Source organism: Thioclava sp. NS-SX20 (genome assembly GCF_057380695.1).
Genome location: NZ_JBXXRY010000003.1, coordinates 96,840 through 112,670, shown reverse-complemented (window position 1 = coordinate 112,670; position 15,831 = coordinate 96,840). Strand labels below are relative to the sequence as shown.

General features: G+C 62.5%; 16 protein-coding genes. 2 read left to right on the top strand and 14 right to left on the bottom strand.

What is annotated here, in order from left to right; translation table 11 throughout:
• Positions 1-45: 45 nt before the first annotated feature.
• The 7 genes from AC2ISB_RS16235 to AC2ISB_RS16205 all read right to left on the bottom strand — a co-directional run bounded on the left by AC2ISB_RS16235 (position 46) and on the right by AC2ISB_RS16205 (position 6,369).
• A complete protein-coding gene (locus tag AC2ISB_RS16235) occupies positions 46-1,371 on the bottom strand; it encodes an FMN-binding glutamate synthase family protein (protein WP_330647151.1) in 1,326 nt (441 codons plus the stop codon).
• Between the two features lie 11 nt (positions 1,372-1,382).
• Positions 1,383-2,066, bottom strand: coding sequence for a GXGXG domain-containing protein (locus AC2ISB_RS16230; protein ID WP_339109582.1), 684 nt, complete (start codon positions 2,064-2,066; stop codon positions 1,383-1,385).
• 3 nt (positions 2,067-2,069) lie between these two features.
• A complete protein-coding gene (locus AC2ISB_RS16225; protein ID WP_486577222.1) occupies positions 2,070-2,957 on the bottom strand; it encodes a class II glutamine amidotransferase in 888 nt (295 codons plus the stop codon).
• A 188-nt stretch (positions 2,958-3,145) separates the two neighbouring features.
• The gene (locus tag AC2ISB_RS16220; RefSeq protein WP_330647154.1) at positions 3,146-3,781 is read right to left on the bottom strand and encodes a helix-turn-helix domain-containing protein; all 636 of its coding nucleotides are present in this window, start codon (positions 3,779-3,781) and stop codon (positions 3,146-3,148) included.
• A 111-nt stretch (positions 3,782-3,892) separates the two neighbouring features.
• Positions 3,893-5,251, bottom strand: coding sequence for a dGTP triphosphohydrolase (gene dgt / locus AC2ISB_RS16215; RefSeq protein WP_486577221.1), 1,359 nt, complete (start codon positions 5,249-5,251; stop codon positions 3,893-3,895).
• A 60-nt stretch (positions 5,252-5,311) separates the two neighbouring features.
• Complete coding sequence (gene queE, locus AC2ISB_RS16210) at positions 5,312-6,019, bottom strand: 7-carboxy-7-deazaguanine synthase QueE (protein ID WP_330647156.1); 708 nt, start codon at positions 6,017-6,019, stop codon at positions 5,312-5,314.
• Positions 6,016-6,369, bottom strand: coding sequence for a 6-pyruvoyl trahydropterin synthase family protein (locus AC2ISB_RS16205; protein ID WP_330647157.1), 354 nt, complete (start codon positions 6,367-6,369; stop codon positions 6,016-6,018). The genes queE and AC2ISB_RS16205 overlap by 4 nt, the downstream gene beginning before the upstream one ends.
• A gap of 250 nt (positions 6,370-6,619) precedes the next feature.
• Between AC2ISB_RS16205 and AC2ISB_RS16200 the strand changes: the two genes are divergently transcribed.
• Entirely contained in the window at positions 6,620-6,961 is a 342-nt protein-coding gene (locus AC2ISB_RS16200; RefSeq protein WP_330647281.1) for a zinc ribbon domain-containing protein YjdM, read from the top strand.
• 97 nt (positions 6,962-7,058) lie between these two features.
• Here AC2ISB_RS16200 and AC2ISB_RS16195 read toward each other — a convergent pair whose 3' ends face one another.
• The 4 genes from AC2ISB_RS16195 to AC2ISB_RS16180 are packed head-to-tail and all read right to left on the bottom strand — an operon-like array spanning position 7,059 to position 12,464.
• Positions 7,059-8,825 (bottom strand): acetyl/propionyl/methylcrotonyl-CoA carboxylase subunit alpha, encoded by a 1,767-nt coding sequence (locus AC2ISB_RS16195; protein ID WP_486577220.1) that lies wholly within the window; start codon positions 8,823-8,825, stop codon positions 7,059-7,061.
• Between the two features lie 16 nt (positions 8,826-8,841).
• On the bottom strand, positions 8,842-10,416 hold the full coding sequence (locus tag AC2ISB_RS16190; protein WP_486577219.1) for a 5-oxoprolinase subunit B/C family protein: 1,575 nt from the start codon (positions 10,414-10,416) through the stop codon (positions 8,842-8,844).
• The gene (locus AC2ISB_RS16185; protein WP_339109576.1) at positions 10,413-11,177 is read right to left on the bottom strand and encodes a LamB/YcsF family protein; all 765 of its coding nucleotides are present in this window, start codon (positions 11,175-11,177) and stop codon (positions 10,413-10,415) included. The genes AC2ISB_RS16190 and AC2ISB_RS16185 overlap by 4 nt, the downstream gene beginning before the upstream one ends.
• A gap of 39 nt (positions 11,178-11,216) precedes the next feature.
• Positions 11,217-12,464 carry an NRAMP family divalent metal transporter gene (locus AC2ISB_RS16180; protein ID WP_330647161.1) on the bottom strand — a complete coding sequence of 416 codons (1,248 nt, stop codon included), beginning with the start codon at positions 12,462-12,464 and terminating at the stop codon, positions 11,217-11,219.
• Between the two features lie 249 nt (positions 12,465-12,713).
• On the opposite strand from AC2ISB_RS16180, the gene AC2ISB_RS16175 reads away from it, so the two are divergent.
• Entirely contained in the window at positions 12,714-13,379 is a 666-nt protein-coding gene (locus tag AC2ISB_RS16175; protein ID WP_330647162.1) for a GntR family transcriptional regulator, read from the top strand.
• 50 nt (positions 13,380-13,429) lie between these two features.
• Here the strand turns inward: AC2ISB_RS16175 and AC2ISB_RS16170 are convergent, their stop codons facing one another.
• The 3 genes from AC2ISB_RS16170 to AC2ISB_RS16160 all read right to left on the bottom strand — a co-directional run bounded on the left by AC2ISB_RS16170 (position 13,430) and on the right by AC2ISB_RS16160 (position 15,828).
• Positions 13,430-14,179 (bottom strand): ABC transporter permease, encoded by a 750-nt coding sequence (locus AC2ISB_RS16170; protein ID WP_330647282.1) that lies wholly within the window; start codon positions 14,177-14,179, stop codon positions 13,430-13,432.
• A gap of 93 nt (positions 14,180-14,272) precedes the next feature.
• A complete protein-coding gene (locus AC2ISB_RS16165) occupies positions 14,273-14,986 on the bottom strand; it encodes an ABC transporter permease (protein WP_330647163.1) in 714 nt (237 codons plus the stop codon).
• 68 nt (positions 14,987-15,054) lie between these two features.
• Positions 15,055-15,828 carry a transporter substrate-binding domain-containing protein gene (locus AC2ISB_RS16160; protein WP_330647164.1) on the bottom strand — a complete coding sequence of 258 codons (774 nt, stop codon included), beginning with the start codon at positions 15,826-15,828 and terminating at the stop codon, positions 15,055-15,057.
• Positions 15,829-15,831 lie beyond the last annotated feature (3 nt).

The window sequence follows — 15,831 nt, the reverse complement described above, 5'->3', positions numbered from 1 at the left end:
CGTTTGCCGCCCTCGCCCTGTCTTTCGACCAATCTGGAAACGGGCTTAGAAGCCGCCCTTGCCCGGCCACCAGCTCGTGCCCGCCAGAGGCACCTGCGCCATAGCAGCGGCCTCCATAGTCAGCGCGCAAAGATCCTCGGGCTCGAGGTTGTGGACATGGTTATGGCCACAGGCCCGCGCGATGGTCTGGCATTCCAGCGTCATCACATTGAGGTAGTTGCGCAGGCGACGACCTGCCGCCACCGGATCAAGGCGCTTCATCAGCTCGGGGTCCTGCGTGGTAATGCCCGCAGGGTCGCGGCCTTCGTGCCAATCGTCATAGGCGCCCGCCGTGGTGCCAAGCGCGTTATACTCGGCCTCCCATTTCGGGTCATTGTCGCCAAGCGCGACCAAAGCCGCCGTGCCGATTGCCACCGCATCCGCGCCAAGGGCGAGCGCTTTCGCCACATCCGCACCGGTGCGGATACCGCCCGAGACAACCAGCTGCACCTCGCGGTGTAGCCCCAGATCCTGCAACGCCTGAACGGCGGGGCGGATACAGGCCAGCGTCGGTTGGCCAACGTTTTCGATGAACACGTCCTGCGTGGCAGCCGTACCGCCCTGCATGCCATCGAGCACCACCACATCGGCACCGGCCTTCACCGCCAAAGCGGTGTCGTAATAGGGGCGCGCACCCCCGACCTTGATGTAGATCGGCTTTTCCCAGTTGGTGATCTCGCGGAGTTCAAGGATCTTGATCTCCAGATCATCGGGGCCGGTCCAGTCGGGGTGACGGCAGGCCGAGCGCTGGTCGATCCCGACCGGCAGATCGCGCATGCCCGCCACGCGTTCGGTGATCTTCTGACCCAGCAGCATACCGCCGCCACCCGGTTTCGCGCCCTGCCCCACCACGATTTCAATCGCATCGGCGCGGCGCAGGTCATCGGGGTTCATCCCGTAGCGCGAGGGCAGATACTGATAGACCAGCTTTTCGGAATGGCCGCGCTCTTCCTCGGTCATGCCACCGTCACCGGTGGTGGTCGAGGTGCCTGCAAGGCTGGCCCCACGACCCAGAGCCTCTTTCGCGTGGCCCGAAAGCGCCCCGAAGGACATGCCCGCGATGGTGATCGGGATTTTCAGCTCGATCGGTTTCTTGGCAAAGCGCGTGCCCAAGGTGACCGAGGTATCGCATCTCTCACGATAGCCTTCCAGCGGGTAGCGCGACATCGAGGCGCCCAGAAACAGCAGGTCATCGAAATGCGGCACGCGACGCTTGGCCCCGCCGCCGCGGATGTCATAGATGCCGGTGGCGGCGGCGCGACGGATCTCGGAGTTGACCTCCTGCGAGAAGGTCCAGCTTTGGCGCGGTTCGGTATGCGGTGTCTTATCCATGATCGCGCTCCTTAATACTCGTCGGCGTGGTCGATATTGAAGTTGTAGAGCTTGCGGGCCGAGCCATAGCGTTTGAACTCTTCGGGCTTGGCGTCGGCGCCGGTCTTCTCAAGGATGTCCTTGAGGAAGGTGAGATGCTCGGGGCGCATCTCTTTCTCGATGCAATCAGCCCCCAGCGATTTCACTTTGCCGCGCACGAACAGGCGCGCCTCGTAAAGGCTGTCGCCCAACGCATCGCCCGCATCGCCCAGCACAACCAGATTGCCGCGCTGTGCCATGAAGGCCGACATATGGCCGATATTGCCATGCACCACGATATCGATGCCTTTCATCGAGATCCCGCAGCGCGACGACGCATTGCCCTTGATGTTCAACAGACCGCCACGACCGGTGGCACCGGCATATTGGCTGGCGTCGCCTTCGATGGTGACCACGCCCGACATCATATTCTCGGCCACACCCGGACCGGTCGAGCCTTCGACCGTCACCGTGGCTTCCTTGTTCATGCCCGCGCAGTAATAGCCCGTTGAGCCCTTGATGGTCACATCCAGCGGCCCATCCAGACCCACGGCCACCGCATGGGAGCCGCGCGGGTTGGTGATATCGAAAGCTTCATTCTTGCGGTCTTTGGCAGCCGCCTGCAGCGTGGAGTTCAACTCGCGCAGGGCAACCTGCGACATATCCAGAACAGTCATGGATCAACGCTCCCAGAAATAGACAGTGGCGGGTTCGGGTTCCCAGACGCGGGCCGCCTCGATGCCCGGCAGATCGGCAAAGGCGCGATATTCGCTGGCGAAGGCCACATAGTCTTCGGTCTCGGCCATGATCGCGGGCTTGCAGGCCACCGGATCGCGCACGACCCCGAAGCCGTTCTTGGTGCCGGTCACAAAGGTGAAGAAGCCGTCGAGATCCTCAAGCGTGCCCTCCAGCGCCTCGCCAAGGCTGGCACCATCCGCGATACGCGAGGAAATATAGGCCGCCCCCACTTCGGTGTCGTTTTCGGTCTTGGTGAAAACGCCCTTCTTGGCGAGCTTGCGGCGCATCGAGTTATGGTTCGACAGCGAGCCGTTATGCACAAGGCATTGGTCATCGGCGGTCGAGAACGGGTGCGCGCCCAGCGTGGTCACGGCGGATTCGGTGGCCATACGGGTGTGGCCAATGCCGTGGCTGCCGCCCATCTCGCGGATGCCGAACCGCTCGGCGACATCCTTCGGCAGGCCGATCTCTTTGTAGATCTCCATGCTTTCGCCCACGCCCATCACCCGCAGGCCCTTGGCCTCAACGGCGGCCAGAAGGGCAGCCTCGGCGGCAAGCGGCGCTTTGATCACGGCATGGGTGGAGACAACCTTCACCGAAACCACAACACCCGCAGCCTTCGACAGATCGTCTTCCAGACCCGCAAAATCCACATCCGGCGTATCCGATTGCACGGTGATTTTCACACCTTCGCCATCATCCCCATAGATCGCGATGCCCGCACTATCGGGGCCGCGTTCGGTCATGGTGATCAGCATATCGGTCAGCATATCGCCCAGCTTCGGGCGCAGATCATCCTTTTTCAAAAAAAGGCCAACAATCCCACACATAGGTCCTCTCCATTGCGTTCGAGACCGGCGCAGCGCGCCTTCAAGAACATCACTAAAGAGAATATTTTATTCCTTCTAGGAAAACCGCCGTTTTCTCCGGTCTTTCCGGAAGGCCGCATGGAACCGCATAGATTTTACGCAAAATCCGCAGGGCCAAGCCGCACAACGCCCAGCCCTTAGGCGAAAGATCAACGCGCTTGCGGATAGGTGATGATGGACAGGTAGCGGATCGGCAGGGCCGCCAGATCTTCCGGCCCGTGCGGCGCATCCGAGTCAAACACCAGCGAGTCGCCCGGTTCCATCAGATAGCGCTGGTCCCCGTGCCGATAGGTCATCTCGCCTTCCAGCATATACAGGATCTCGATGCCCTCATGCTGGAAGATGGGGAAGCGTTCGGTGGGATTTTCCAGCGTGATCATATAGGGCTCGACCACAACGCCGGAATTGTTCGACCCGATATGGCCCAGAAGCTGGTATTGATGGCCCGCCCGCGTGCCCTCCCGTTCGATTTCGACCCCGTCACCGGCTTTCACATGCATACAGCCGCGTTGCTCCTCGAACCCCGAGAACAACTGGACCAGCGGCACCCGCAACGCATGGGCCAAGGTGGAAATCGTGCTGAGCGAGGGCGAGGTCACACCATTTTCGATCTTCGACAGCATGCCCACCGAAAGCCCTGCCTGCCCTGCCAGATCGGCCACCGTCATGCGCTGGCGCTTGCGCAATTCGCGCACCTGACGGCCAATCGCCACCTCGAGGTTCTTCTCGCGGATCTCGCGCACGGCATGGGGGTTTTGTTGCAAACCCTTTTTGGTTTCAGACATGTCTGGCTCTCCCTCATGACAGTGCGAGGCCGCTTTGGAAAACCGGCCTGCGCAGAGCCATTATTCAAAAAAGTTTCTTGTCAGGAAAGGCCCTAAAACGCTGTCAAAGGGTTATATGCCTGAAAACATCCGCGAAATCCGCAACGCATAGCGGTCTGTCATCCCCGAAACGAAATCACCCATCGCATGCAGCGCCGTTTCCGCCGATGTCACATCCCGCAGGTCCAGCCCCAACACCCGCACGATCTGCGCCGCATGGGTGTCCAGCGCCTCGGCCTGCCATCCCCGCGCGCCAAGCTGCTGATAGATCGGGGCGATCCCGTCCAGCACATTGGCAATGACCCGATAGCCCGAAACTTCCAGCTCTGTCTTGCGCGGGGCGGTGAAGATACGCGCTTTGGCAAGATCGCGGATCGCGGAGAACTGTGCGCCCAGATGACCGGCCTCGACCAGAGCGTGGCTGAACCGGCCCTCCATGATCGCGCTGTAATGTGCCTTGAAGGCCTCCACACAGCTTTCGATGGCCCGCCCGATACTCATTGCCCGCAGAAGGGCGATCTCTTCGGCAGGCAGACGCGATGGGTGGCTTTGCACGGGCCTGTCCTCGCGCCCCGCCAGCCGGAGCAACGTGTCGCGCACCACCTCGAATGGCAGCTCGCCCGTGGTAAAGGCATCTTCGAGATCGACGATATTATAGCAGATGTCGTCAGCCGCCTCGACGACATAGACCAGCGGGTGACGCCGCCACCACTGGTTCGGGCCGATCTCGATCTGGGGCAGGCCAAGGCTTGCCGCCACCTCGGCAAAAAGCCGCAATTCCGAATGGAAAATCCCGAATTTCTTGGCGCCGAAATACCCATCGGCGTGATAGCTCTCCTCGCCCAATGCGGTTTTCGTCGCTGCCGAAAGCGGGTATTTCATGAAGGCGCCCAGCACCGCCTTGGACAGCCGCATCCCGCCATCATTGCGATACATCTCGGTGCGGGCGATGATACGGAACCCTTGCGCATTGCCTTCGAACTGGCGGAACTCGTCTTGCAGAGCGGGGTCCAGATCACCAAACATCCCGCGCCCCTCCTCGAAGGCCCGCGCGAACCATGCGCCAATCGAGGCCTCGCCCGAATGACCAAAGGGCGGATTGCCGATATCATGGGCAGCGCAGGCGGCCTGCACGATATTGGCAAGGCTGTTTTCCTCGCCCGCCGCGATATGGCCCTGCGCCACCAGCCATTGCCCGATGGCCATCGCCAGCGACCGCCCGACAGAGCCCACCTCGATCGAATGGATCAGCCGGTGATGCACGTGGTCATGTTCGTATAGCGGCTGCACCTGCGTTTTATTGGCCAGACGCCGGAAGGGTTGGGAAAACACGATCCGGTCGTAATCCTGCGTGAAGATGGAGCGGTTGCTCTGCTCGGAATAGGTCCGGTCGCACAGGCGTTCGTTCGACAGAAGCTTTGTCCAGTCCATGTTCATCTCCGTAGGGGCCGTCCCTTTCTAGCCCCAAGCCCCACCAATAGCGAGACGGCATCACACACCGCGCTTATTGCCCCAGATCATCACATGCAACTGCGGCAGCACCCGCGGGCGGAACCATTTTGCGGCAAGGGTCTGCTGGACCAGCCATTCCAGCCGCTTGGCCGCCACATCCAGATTGACGGGGGTCGCGGGGTCCACCTCGCGATTGCCCGGCTGCAGGTAAAGCGGCAGATCGGGATAGCTTGCCGCGGTGGCACGGGCAAAGGCGAAATCGTCCTCGTCGAAAACGACGATCTTCATCACCACCTGCGTATGCGGACCCGCCGCCTTGAGACAATCCTCAAAGCGCTCCCAGACGACCCGTTCCCCCGAGGAGGGCGGCTTCGGGCTCAGCACGAGCGTATCAAGCCGCCCGAACCATGCCGCAGGGATCGACCCCTGTGTCTCGCAGGCAAAACGGTAGCCTGCCGCCTGCCCCATCTCGATCACCGGTGCCAGATTCTGGATCGCCGGATTGCCGCCCGACAGCGAAACGGTCAGCGGTCTATGGTCCGACAGATGCACGATCTCGTCCCAGACCTCGGTCGGGGTCATGACCTCCCAGTCATGGCGATAGGCGCTGTCGACCGCGTGCAGACTGTCGCACCAGCTACAGCGATAATCGCAGCCGCCGGTGCGCACAAACACCGTCGGCTCGCCGATCAGCACCCCTTCCCCCTGAATGGTCGGGCCGAAAATCTCGCAGATCCGCAGGCTCATGGACGATATTCCGCCCATGTCTTGGGCGTCTCCGAGACCTTCACCGCCGCAACCTCGGGCCAGCGCGCCTTGCACCAGAGATAGAAGTGACGTGCCATATGTTCGGCCGTCGAGGGGCAATCGAGCACGTCATTGAGATGGCGATGATCGAAGGTGCCGTCAATATAGTCTTTCAGCGCGGCCAGTTCGTGATAATCGCGCACGAACCCGTCGGCATTCAGATCGGCGGCGGCCAGTTCGACCACGACGATATAGTTATGGCCATGCAACCGCGCACATTGATGGCAGGCGGGCAGGTGGTCCAACTGGTGAGAGGCGGAAAAGTGGAATTCTTTCGTGATCCGGAACATTACGGCATCTCCTTGGGCGCGGGCAGGACATGCGGCAACACAACGGCACAGGGGCGACACCCCTTTAGGATATAGGTCATAGGATCAGTCCTTGTTTTGATAACCGGGTAGGCTGCGACCGGTGCGCCCTCGATACAGCCTTCGCGATTTTCGCGCAAGCGGTCTGAAAAGACGAAAACCATCGTAAATTTTGGTCATTGCAATCGAATTTTCTTGCCAAAAGCTGCATGGCCCCCTATCCGCTGCGACCATGATGGATACATTGCCCCCCTGCCCCAATTGCGCATCCACCTATACCTACGAGGTCGATGCCCTGCTCACCTGCCCCGAATGCGGGCATGAATGGTCGGCTGACATGTCCGGCTCTGACGAAGAGGTCATCCGCGACGCGGTTGGCAATATTCTCGCCGATGGCGACACCGTGACCGTGATCAAGGATCTCAAGGTCAAAGGCAGTTCCTCGGTCGTGAAAGTCGGCACCAAAGTGCGCGGCATCCGCCTTGTCGGCGGCGATCACGATATCGATTGCAAGGTTCCCGGGATCGGCCAGATGGGGCTGAAATCCCAATTCGTCAAGAAAGTGAACGACTGACCCCCAAGACCGCCCTGCGCGCCCCGCCGGGCGCGGGGCATGCCCTTTCGAACGGGCTTTGAGGCGGGCTTGGATCGGCCAAGCCCGCCTGCCTGTTTCAGGCGATCTCTGCGACGATCTGGCCCGCCGCGAGGCTGGCGCCTTTTGCGGCCTGCAGATGGATCACCCCGTCCTTTTGCGCGACAACCGGTGTTTCCATCTTCATGGCTTCCATCATCGCCACAGTCTGCCCCGCGCGCACGGTCTCGCCTTCGCCGACCGTCCAGTCCAGAAGCAGGCCCGAGATGGGCGCGGCCACCCCGTATCCGGCACCTTCTGCCGGCCCCTCGCCCGCGCCGCGCGCAGAGGCTTCGGCGGCTCTGGCGGCACCCTCTGCCGGTATCGTGCCCAGATATCGCGCAAGCTTTGCCACAAGATCGGCCCCGAAGCCGACATCACACAAAGCCCCATCAATCTCGATCCGACCGCGCAGAACGGCGGGCGCAGGTTCGGGAGGCACACGCAGCGCCGCCTCCAGCGGTTCGGCAAAATCGGTTTCGATCCAGCGGGTATGCACCGTAAACCCCGTCTCCTGCGTGAAATCCTCGGCCTCCAGCGCGGCACGGTGGAACGGCAACACCGACGCGACCCCCTCGATCCGGAATTCTCTCAGCGCGCGGCGCGCCCGTGACAGCGCTGTTTTACGATCCGGCCCCCAGACCACCAGCTTGGCCATCATGGAATCAAACGTGCCGGGCACGGTGCTGCCACTTTCCACACCGCTATCGACCCGGACACCCGGACCGGATGGCGCATGGAACATCGAAATCCCGCCCGGCGTCGGCAGGAACCCCCGACCCGGATCTTCGGCATTGATCCGGAATTCGATCGCATGACCATTGGGGCGCGGGGTCTGGGATACGGATAGCGGCAGACCATCGGCAATCCGCAGCTGCTCGACCACCAGATCGACGCCGGTGGTTTCCTCGGTCACCGGATGCTCGACCTGCAGGCGGGTATTGACCTCGAGAAACGAGATCATCCCGTCCGCCCCAAGCAGAAACTCCACCGTCCCCGCCCCTTCATAACCGGCCTCGGTGCAGATCCTGCGTGCGGCATCATGGATCGTGTCGCGCTGCACCTCACTGAGGAAGGGCGCGGGGGCTTCTTCGATCAGTTTCTGGTTCCGGCGCTGGAGCGAACAGTCCCGCGTCCCCAACACCACCACATTGCCCAGACGGTCGGCAATCACCTGCGCCTCGACATGGCGCGGGCGGTCGAGAAAACGTTCGACATAGCAGGCCCCGTTGCCAAAGGCGGTCTCGGCCTCGCGGCGGGCGGCGTGATACAATTCCTCGATCTCGGCCATTTCGCGGGCGACACGCATGCCACGCCCGCCTCCACCATGCGACGCCTTGATCGCAATCGGCAGACCATGCGCCCGCACGAAAGCCAGCACATCTTCGGGCCCATCCACCGGACCGGGCGTCCCCGGGACCAAAGGCGCCCCCACCTTCATCGCAATGCGCCGCGCCGCGACCTTATCTCCCAGCTCGGCAATCACCGCGGGCGGTGGGCCAACCCATGCAAGCCCCGCCGCAAGCACCGCCTGCGCGAATTCGGCACTTTCCGACAGGAAGCCGTAGCCCGGATGCACCGCATCCGCCCCCGCACGCTGCGCGATTTCGAGAATGGCAGGGATATTGAGATAGGTCTCGGCAGGGCGCGAACCGGGCAGGGAAAAGGCCCTATCGGCTTCGCGCACATAGGGCGCATCCGCATCGGCATCCGCGAAAATCGCCACCGAACCCACTCCGTAATCACGGCAGGCGCGCACCACACGCAAAGCGATTTCGCCGCGATTGGCAATCAGTACAGTCTTCATTGGAACGTCTTTCGTGTCACATGCCCGCGCAGGGCTTGATTTCGGCAAAGGGCGCGACCGGATTGAACCGGATTTTCACGCCGGGCGGCAACTGGCCCGCCAGATCAAGGTGATAATCGGCAACGGCCCCGATCACCGGATAGCCGCCTGTCAGGGGGTGGTCGGCCAGAAACAGAACCGGCTGGCCGGAATGGGGCACCTGTATCGCGCCGGTCGCGGTGCCTTCGGAGGGCAGTTCGCTCTGGTCCGGACGGGTCAGTGGCGCGGCCCCGTTCAGCCGGATCCCGACACGGCTGGATTGCGCCGTCACCTCCCATTCCTGCTGGGTGAAACGGTCCAGTATCTGCGGCTCGAACCAGTCGCTGCGTGGCCCCATCACCACATCCAGCACCACCAGATCACCCGCTTTAGGCAGGGTGGGCAGGGAAATCGCAGGCCCTACGGCATCGGCGGGGGCATGGGCCAGCGCCAGATGCGCGCCTTGGCGAACCGGCTGTGGCCCGATCTCGGCCAGACTGTCCCATGTCACAGCCCCCATCACCGGTGCCACGGCAAACCCGCCCCGCACCCCGAGCAAGGCGCGCAGCCCCGCTTTGGGCACCGAGAGGGTGATCCTGTCGCCCGGATCCACCGCAATCGGCGCATGCGACCCGAAATCCCAGTCATTGACGCTGACGCGACAGGGCGCGCCCGTCACCGCAATCACGGCCGGTTCCTTGGCGCGGAAGGCAAACCCGCCGCCCGTGATCTCTAGTGCGGCGGTTCCCGCAGGATTGCCCAGCATACGGTTGAGCGCGCGCAGAGCGCCGCGATCCAGCACCCCCGAGGCCGCAACCCCTTGTGCCGCCTGTCCAGCCCGCCCGTTATCCTCGAACATCGCGGGGAAGGGCGCGGCCAGAACCTCGAAGCCACCCTGCCCCGATGGCATGTCCGCAGACGACGGAAGGGCCGCAACGGGATAGGCCGCAACTGCGTCATGGCGCTCGAATTGCACCTGATCTCCGGGCTGCAGCAACGCCGGAGGCGTGCGCCCCAGATCCCACATCGCCAGATCGGTGGTACCGATGATCTGCCAGCCACCGGGGCTGGCCTTGGGATAGATGCCCGAAAACGCACCGGCCAGCGCGACCGATCCTGCCGGAATGCGGGTCCGTGGCGTGCGGCGGCGGGGCACTTCCAAAGCCGGATCACCCCCCGCCATATAGCCGAAGCCCGGCGCGAAGCCGCAAAACGCCACGGTCCAGGGGCGGGCCTGATGACGCTCGATCACCTCGGCCACGCTGAGCCCTGTCAGCTCTGCCACCTCGGCCAGATCCTCGCCATCATAGCGCGTCGGAATGGTCACAATCCGTGCCGCCTTCTGCACATGTGGCGTCAGATCCAGCGCATCGATCTGTGCCGCCAGAGCCTGCGCCGAGACCTCTTGCGGATCAAACCGGACAAACAGGGTCCGCGCCGCGGGGATCGTTTCGCGAAGACCCGCCAGCGGGGCCTCGCGCAGCAGCGCATGCAGGGTCAGAACCTGTTCGAGATCGGCAAGCTCGACCAGCAGCGCATCCAGCGCGACGGGCAGGAAACGCAGATGGCTCATGCCGCACCACCCGCCCCGAAGGCCGCAAGCGACACGCCTTCACGCAGGAACAGCGCACGGATCTGGCGGGCCATTTCGACCGCGCCGGGGCTGTCCCCATGCACACAGATCGACTGTGCGTCAACACGGACATCACGCCCGTTGATCGAGCGGATCACCCCCTCGCGCACAAAGCGCAGCATCCGCTGTGCCACCACATCCGCATCATGCAAAACCGCACCCGGCAATTTGCGCGACACAAGCTGCCCCCCGTCATCATAGGCACGGTCGGCAAAGGCTTCGGCCACAACGCTCAGCCCCGCCTGCCGGGCGCGCTGCTCAAGAGGGCTGCCCGCAAGCACCATCAGGGTCAGGCTCGGGTCCACCGCCCCGAGCGCCGCAATCACGGCCTCCGCCTGACGCATGTCATGGGCAATGGTGTTATAAAGCGCCCCATGCGGTTTGACATAGCTCACCTTGGTGCCTGCCGCACGGGCCAGCCCCTGGAGCGCGCCGATCTGGTAGATGACCTCTGCTGTCAGATCCGCGCTGGCGACATCCATATTGCGCCGCCCGAACCCCGCCAGATCGCGATACCCCACATGGGCCCCGACCTGCACGCCGCGTTCTGCCGCCGCACGCAAAGTGGTCAGGATGCCGTTCGGGTCGCCGGCATGGAACCCGCAGGCCACATTGGCCGAGGTGACGATCTCCAGCATCGTCGCGTCATCCCCCATCGCCCATGCACCGAAGCTTTCGCCCAGATCACTATTGAGATCCATGTTTTCTCCCTTCAGAACAGTCTGTGGCAGGTTCGGGCCTTACTGCCCGAGGAACGCGAAGATCGAGCCAACCGATTTGAACCCCATATACCATGTCAGGGCGCAGACGATCGTCCCAAGGATCAGCAGGCTGCGCGGATAGCTATAGCCATTCAGCAGATCCCTGCGCGCCCAGCCCACATAGATGAAGAGGCTGAAGCCCAAAGGCAAGATCAACCCGTTGAACCCACCCGCAAAGACCAGCAGCGCCGCCGGTGCGGTGCCAAGCCCGACATAGGTTGCCAGCGAGGCGGCGATGAAAGCGACGGTCGCATAGGCCCGACCGCGCTCGGTCAGCGAGGGGAGGAACACCGTCAGGAAAGACACGGATGTATAGGCCGCGCCGATCACGCTGGTAATGGCCGCCCCCCACAGGATCGCGCCGAACACCCGCAGGCCCAGATCGCCCGCAGCCGCCTGAAAGGCCTGTGCCGCCGGATTGGCCGCATGCCCCGTGGTATCCATCACCAGACCCGCCGAGACCACGCCCAGCACGGCCAGAAACAGCACAAAACGCATCACGCCGGTGACCACGATGCCGGTCACGGACGCACGGGTGACCGCGGCAAGATTTTCCTCGCCCACCATCCCCTGATCCAGAAGACGATGCGCACCGGCATAGGTGATATACCCGCCAATCGTGCCGCCGACGATGGTCACGATCGTGGCGAAGTTGATGCTATCGGGCCAGATCGACTGCGAGAGCGCCTCGCCCACCGGAGGATGCGAGACCCCCGCCACGAAAAGCGTCATCAGCAGCATCACCACCCCCAGCACGACCACGACACGGTCCATCAGCAGACCCGCGCGACGCGAAAGGAAAATAGCCACCGCAATCAGCGCACTGATCAGACCACCGATCTTCGGGTCCATGCCCAAAAGTGCGTTGGTCCCCAGACCGGCCCCTGCGATATTGCCCACGTTGAAGACGAAACCGCCCAGCAGGATGAAGACCGCCAGCAGATACCCCGTCCCGGGCACGGCACGGTTGGCCAGTTCGGCCGCACGGCATTTCGACAGGGTCACGATCCGCCAGATATTCATCTGCACGACAAAATCGATCAGCACCGAGACGAGAATGGCGAAGGCGAAGGTGGCGCCCATGCTGGCGGTGAAGGTTGCGGTCTGGGTAATGAAGCCCGGCCCAATCGCCGAGGTCGCCATCATGAAAATCGCCGCAACCAGCGCGTGACGGCGCAGCTTGGCCCCTTTGCCGGTCGCGGTTGTCGCTGTTTCTATTTCGGACATTTATATCTCCCTTGATCCCTGTCGGGCGGATTGATCCGCCTCTCCTGTCACAAAAGAGAGCAACCATATTCACATTGTTCAACAATATATTTGTATCGTAGGCCATATTTGCAGGCATCACCCTATATTCGCATGCTTTATGATTAATAATTATGCAAATTCGCCCAATTATTACGCGACGCCAGAGGCGAATGGTGCTTGGGGGCGGGATATGCGATAGAGCGGAAGAGTCACTTTGAAGGTCCTTCCATGTCCGCACCGCCCCTCTCCCTTGCCGAACGCACCGCGCAGCGGATTCGCGATCAACTGATCATGGGAGAGCTTCTTCCGGGCCAGCGGCTCTCCGAAACCGCCTGCGCCGAGGGGCTGGAAGTCTCGCGCAATACGCTGCGCGAAGCCTTCCGCATCCTGACCAAGGACGGTTTGCTCCATCACGAGGCCAATAAGGGGATTTCGGTGGCCAGCCCGTCGATGGCCTCGATCATCGATATCTATCGGGTGCGCCGCGTGATCGAGGTGCAGGCCATTCGCGGCAGCTACGCCCAGCATCCGGCACTGGCGGCAATGGAGGCCGCCATCGCCAAGGCCCATCGCTCTGCCGCAGAGTGCGACTGGCGCGGTGTGGGCAGTGCCAATGTCGATTTCCATAGCGCGATTGTCGCCCTGAGCGACAGCCCGAGGCTTGCGACCTTCTATGCCAATCTGACAGCAGAGTTGCGGCTGGCCTTCGGTGTCATTCAGGACCCCGAATTCCTGCATGCACCCTTTATTCCGCTGAACGAGAAGCTGCTGGGGCTGATGAAAGCCGCCGAGACAGAAGCCGCCGCCCTGATGCTGGAAGGCTATCTTGACCAGTCCGAACGGATGCTGATCGCTGCATTCTCACGCAGCGATGCCGCAAAGGCCGCCCGCTAGCCCACCTCCCCCTTGCGACAGAAAAGACGCTTGGGGGGAGGGGCGCGGCCTTAGGCCGACGGCAGCCGGTTTTCCAGCCAACGCAGCGCCAGCGTCAGCGTGCCGCTGAGCACCAGATAGACCGCGACCAGAAACAGCAGCGGTTCATAGGTCAGGAATGTGGTCTGGCGCACGCGGGTGATCACCGCATAAAGGTCGGTGATCGTAATCGTGGCCACCAGAGGCGTTGATTTGAGTTGCAGGATGATCTCGCCGGTCAGCGTCGGCAGGGCGCGATGCAGCGCCCGCGGGAACCATACCCGACGGAACAGCATGAAGCGCGGCATCCCGAAGGCGCGCGCGGCCTCCAATTCGCCCTCGGGCACACCCGCAAAGGCCCCGCGCATCACCTCGCCCTCATAGGCCGCGAACGAGACAGTCAGCGCGATCAGCCCATAGGGCCATGCCTGCCGCAGATAGGGCCAGAGCCAGGAGTCACGGATTTCGGGAAACTGCGCGAAAAGCGACCCGAGCCCGTAATAGAACAGCCACATCTGCAACAGCAGCGGCGTGCCGCGGATCACCGTGCAGAAGGCCGTCGCCGCCCATTTCAACGGGCGCGGCCCCGTCACCTGCACCAGACCCAGAGGCAGGGCGCAGAGAAATCCGATCACCACGCTCGCGACCAGCATGATCATCGTCATGCCCAGACCGCTCCAGAGTTTGGGGAAATAGGTGGGCAGCCAGCTCCAGTCCATATAATGGACCATCGCGGCCACGGCCCCCACAGCCAGCAGCGCCATCACGATCCGGTGCGGCATCAGCGCGGCCCGCCATTGCCCCAGCAAACGGGACAGGGGCGCAGGTTCGAGCGGGGTGACAATATCGCTATCAGGCATCTCGGACTTCCCAGATCAGCGGGCCAGACCACGGCGCGCGCGTTTCTCGAACCAGCGCAAACCGAGATTGGACACAAGCGTCAGGGCCAGATAAAGCGCCCCCGCCGCGAAAAAGAACAGAAAATAGGACCGCGTCGCCGACGCCGCCTGACGGGTTGCCAGCGTCAGCTCGGAGAAGCCGATCACCGCCAGAAGCGCGGTATCTTTGGTGGCGATCATCCACAGATTGGCCATGCCCGGCAGGGCATGTGGCGTCATGGCGGGAAGTGTCACACGGGTCAGCACCTTGCGCGAGGACATACCGAAAGCATGGGCCGCCTCGATCTGGCCATAGGGCACCGCCTTGATCGCCCCGCGGATGACTTCGGTCGCATAGCCTCCCTGCACCAGCCCGATCACCAAGATCCCCGCCGTCAGGCCATTGATGTCGAAGCCCTCATAGCCCATCGCCTGCATCGCCTTATTGGCCAGATCCGTGCCGACATAGTAAAACAGCAGCATCAGCACCAGCTCGGGCACCGCGCGGATGAGAATGGTGTAAAGCTCGGCCACATCCCGCAGCACGCGCCCGCCATAGAGTTTCGAGACCGCGCCGATAATGCCGATCACAATGCCAAGCAGATACCCCCCAGCGGCCAGTTCTACCGAGCGCACGAACCCCGTCAGAAGGGTTCCGCCCCATCCCGGCGCGTTCAAGGCCAGCAGGCTGAAATCTATCCCCGTTGCCATGATACGGTTGCTCCTTCTGTCAGGGTAAAAGCCGGAAGGCCGGGCGCCTGAACGCCCGGCCCCACCACTTATTCGCCGTAGATATCAATCGTGAAATACCGCTTGGACAGGGTGTCATAGGTCCCGTCGGCACGGATATCGGCAATGGCCTTATTGACCCGCGCCAGAAGTTCGGTGTCTTTCTGGCGCACGCCGACGCCCACGCCACGACCCAGCGTTTCGGGGTCGCCCTTCACAGCACCGACATAATGGCAGCAGGCTTTCCCTTCGTCGGATTCGATGAAGGGCTGCATCGCCAGCGTATCGCCGACCACCGCATCGATCCGGCCTGCGGCAAGATCCTGCAGCTCTTCGTCCAGCGTCTGGTAGACGCGCACGCCACTGGCGCTATCGGCCAGATGGGCATTGACGAAATTCTCCTGGCTCGAGCCGGATTGCGTGCCGATATACAGCCCCTTCACGCCTTCGGCATCGGGGGTGATGTCGAGCGATTTCGCGGCCAGAATACCGGTCGGCGAGTCATAGTATTTATCCGAGAAGGCGATCTGCTTGGCACGCTCGGCGGTAATCGCCATCGAGCCCATAATCATATCGATCTTGCCGGTATTCAGCGCGGGAATGATCCCTTCCCATGCCACGGGTGCCACCACACAATCCGCGTCGATCCGCTTGCAGACCTCATGCATAAGGTCGATTTCCCAACCACTCCAGTTGCCATCGGCATCGGGAGTATAGAAGGGCGGATAGGGTTCAGCCGAGACACCGACCTTCAGGGTTTCAGCCATAGCAGGGATGGCCATACCGGCGGTGACCAACAGGGTCAGGGCGATTTTTCTGATCATATG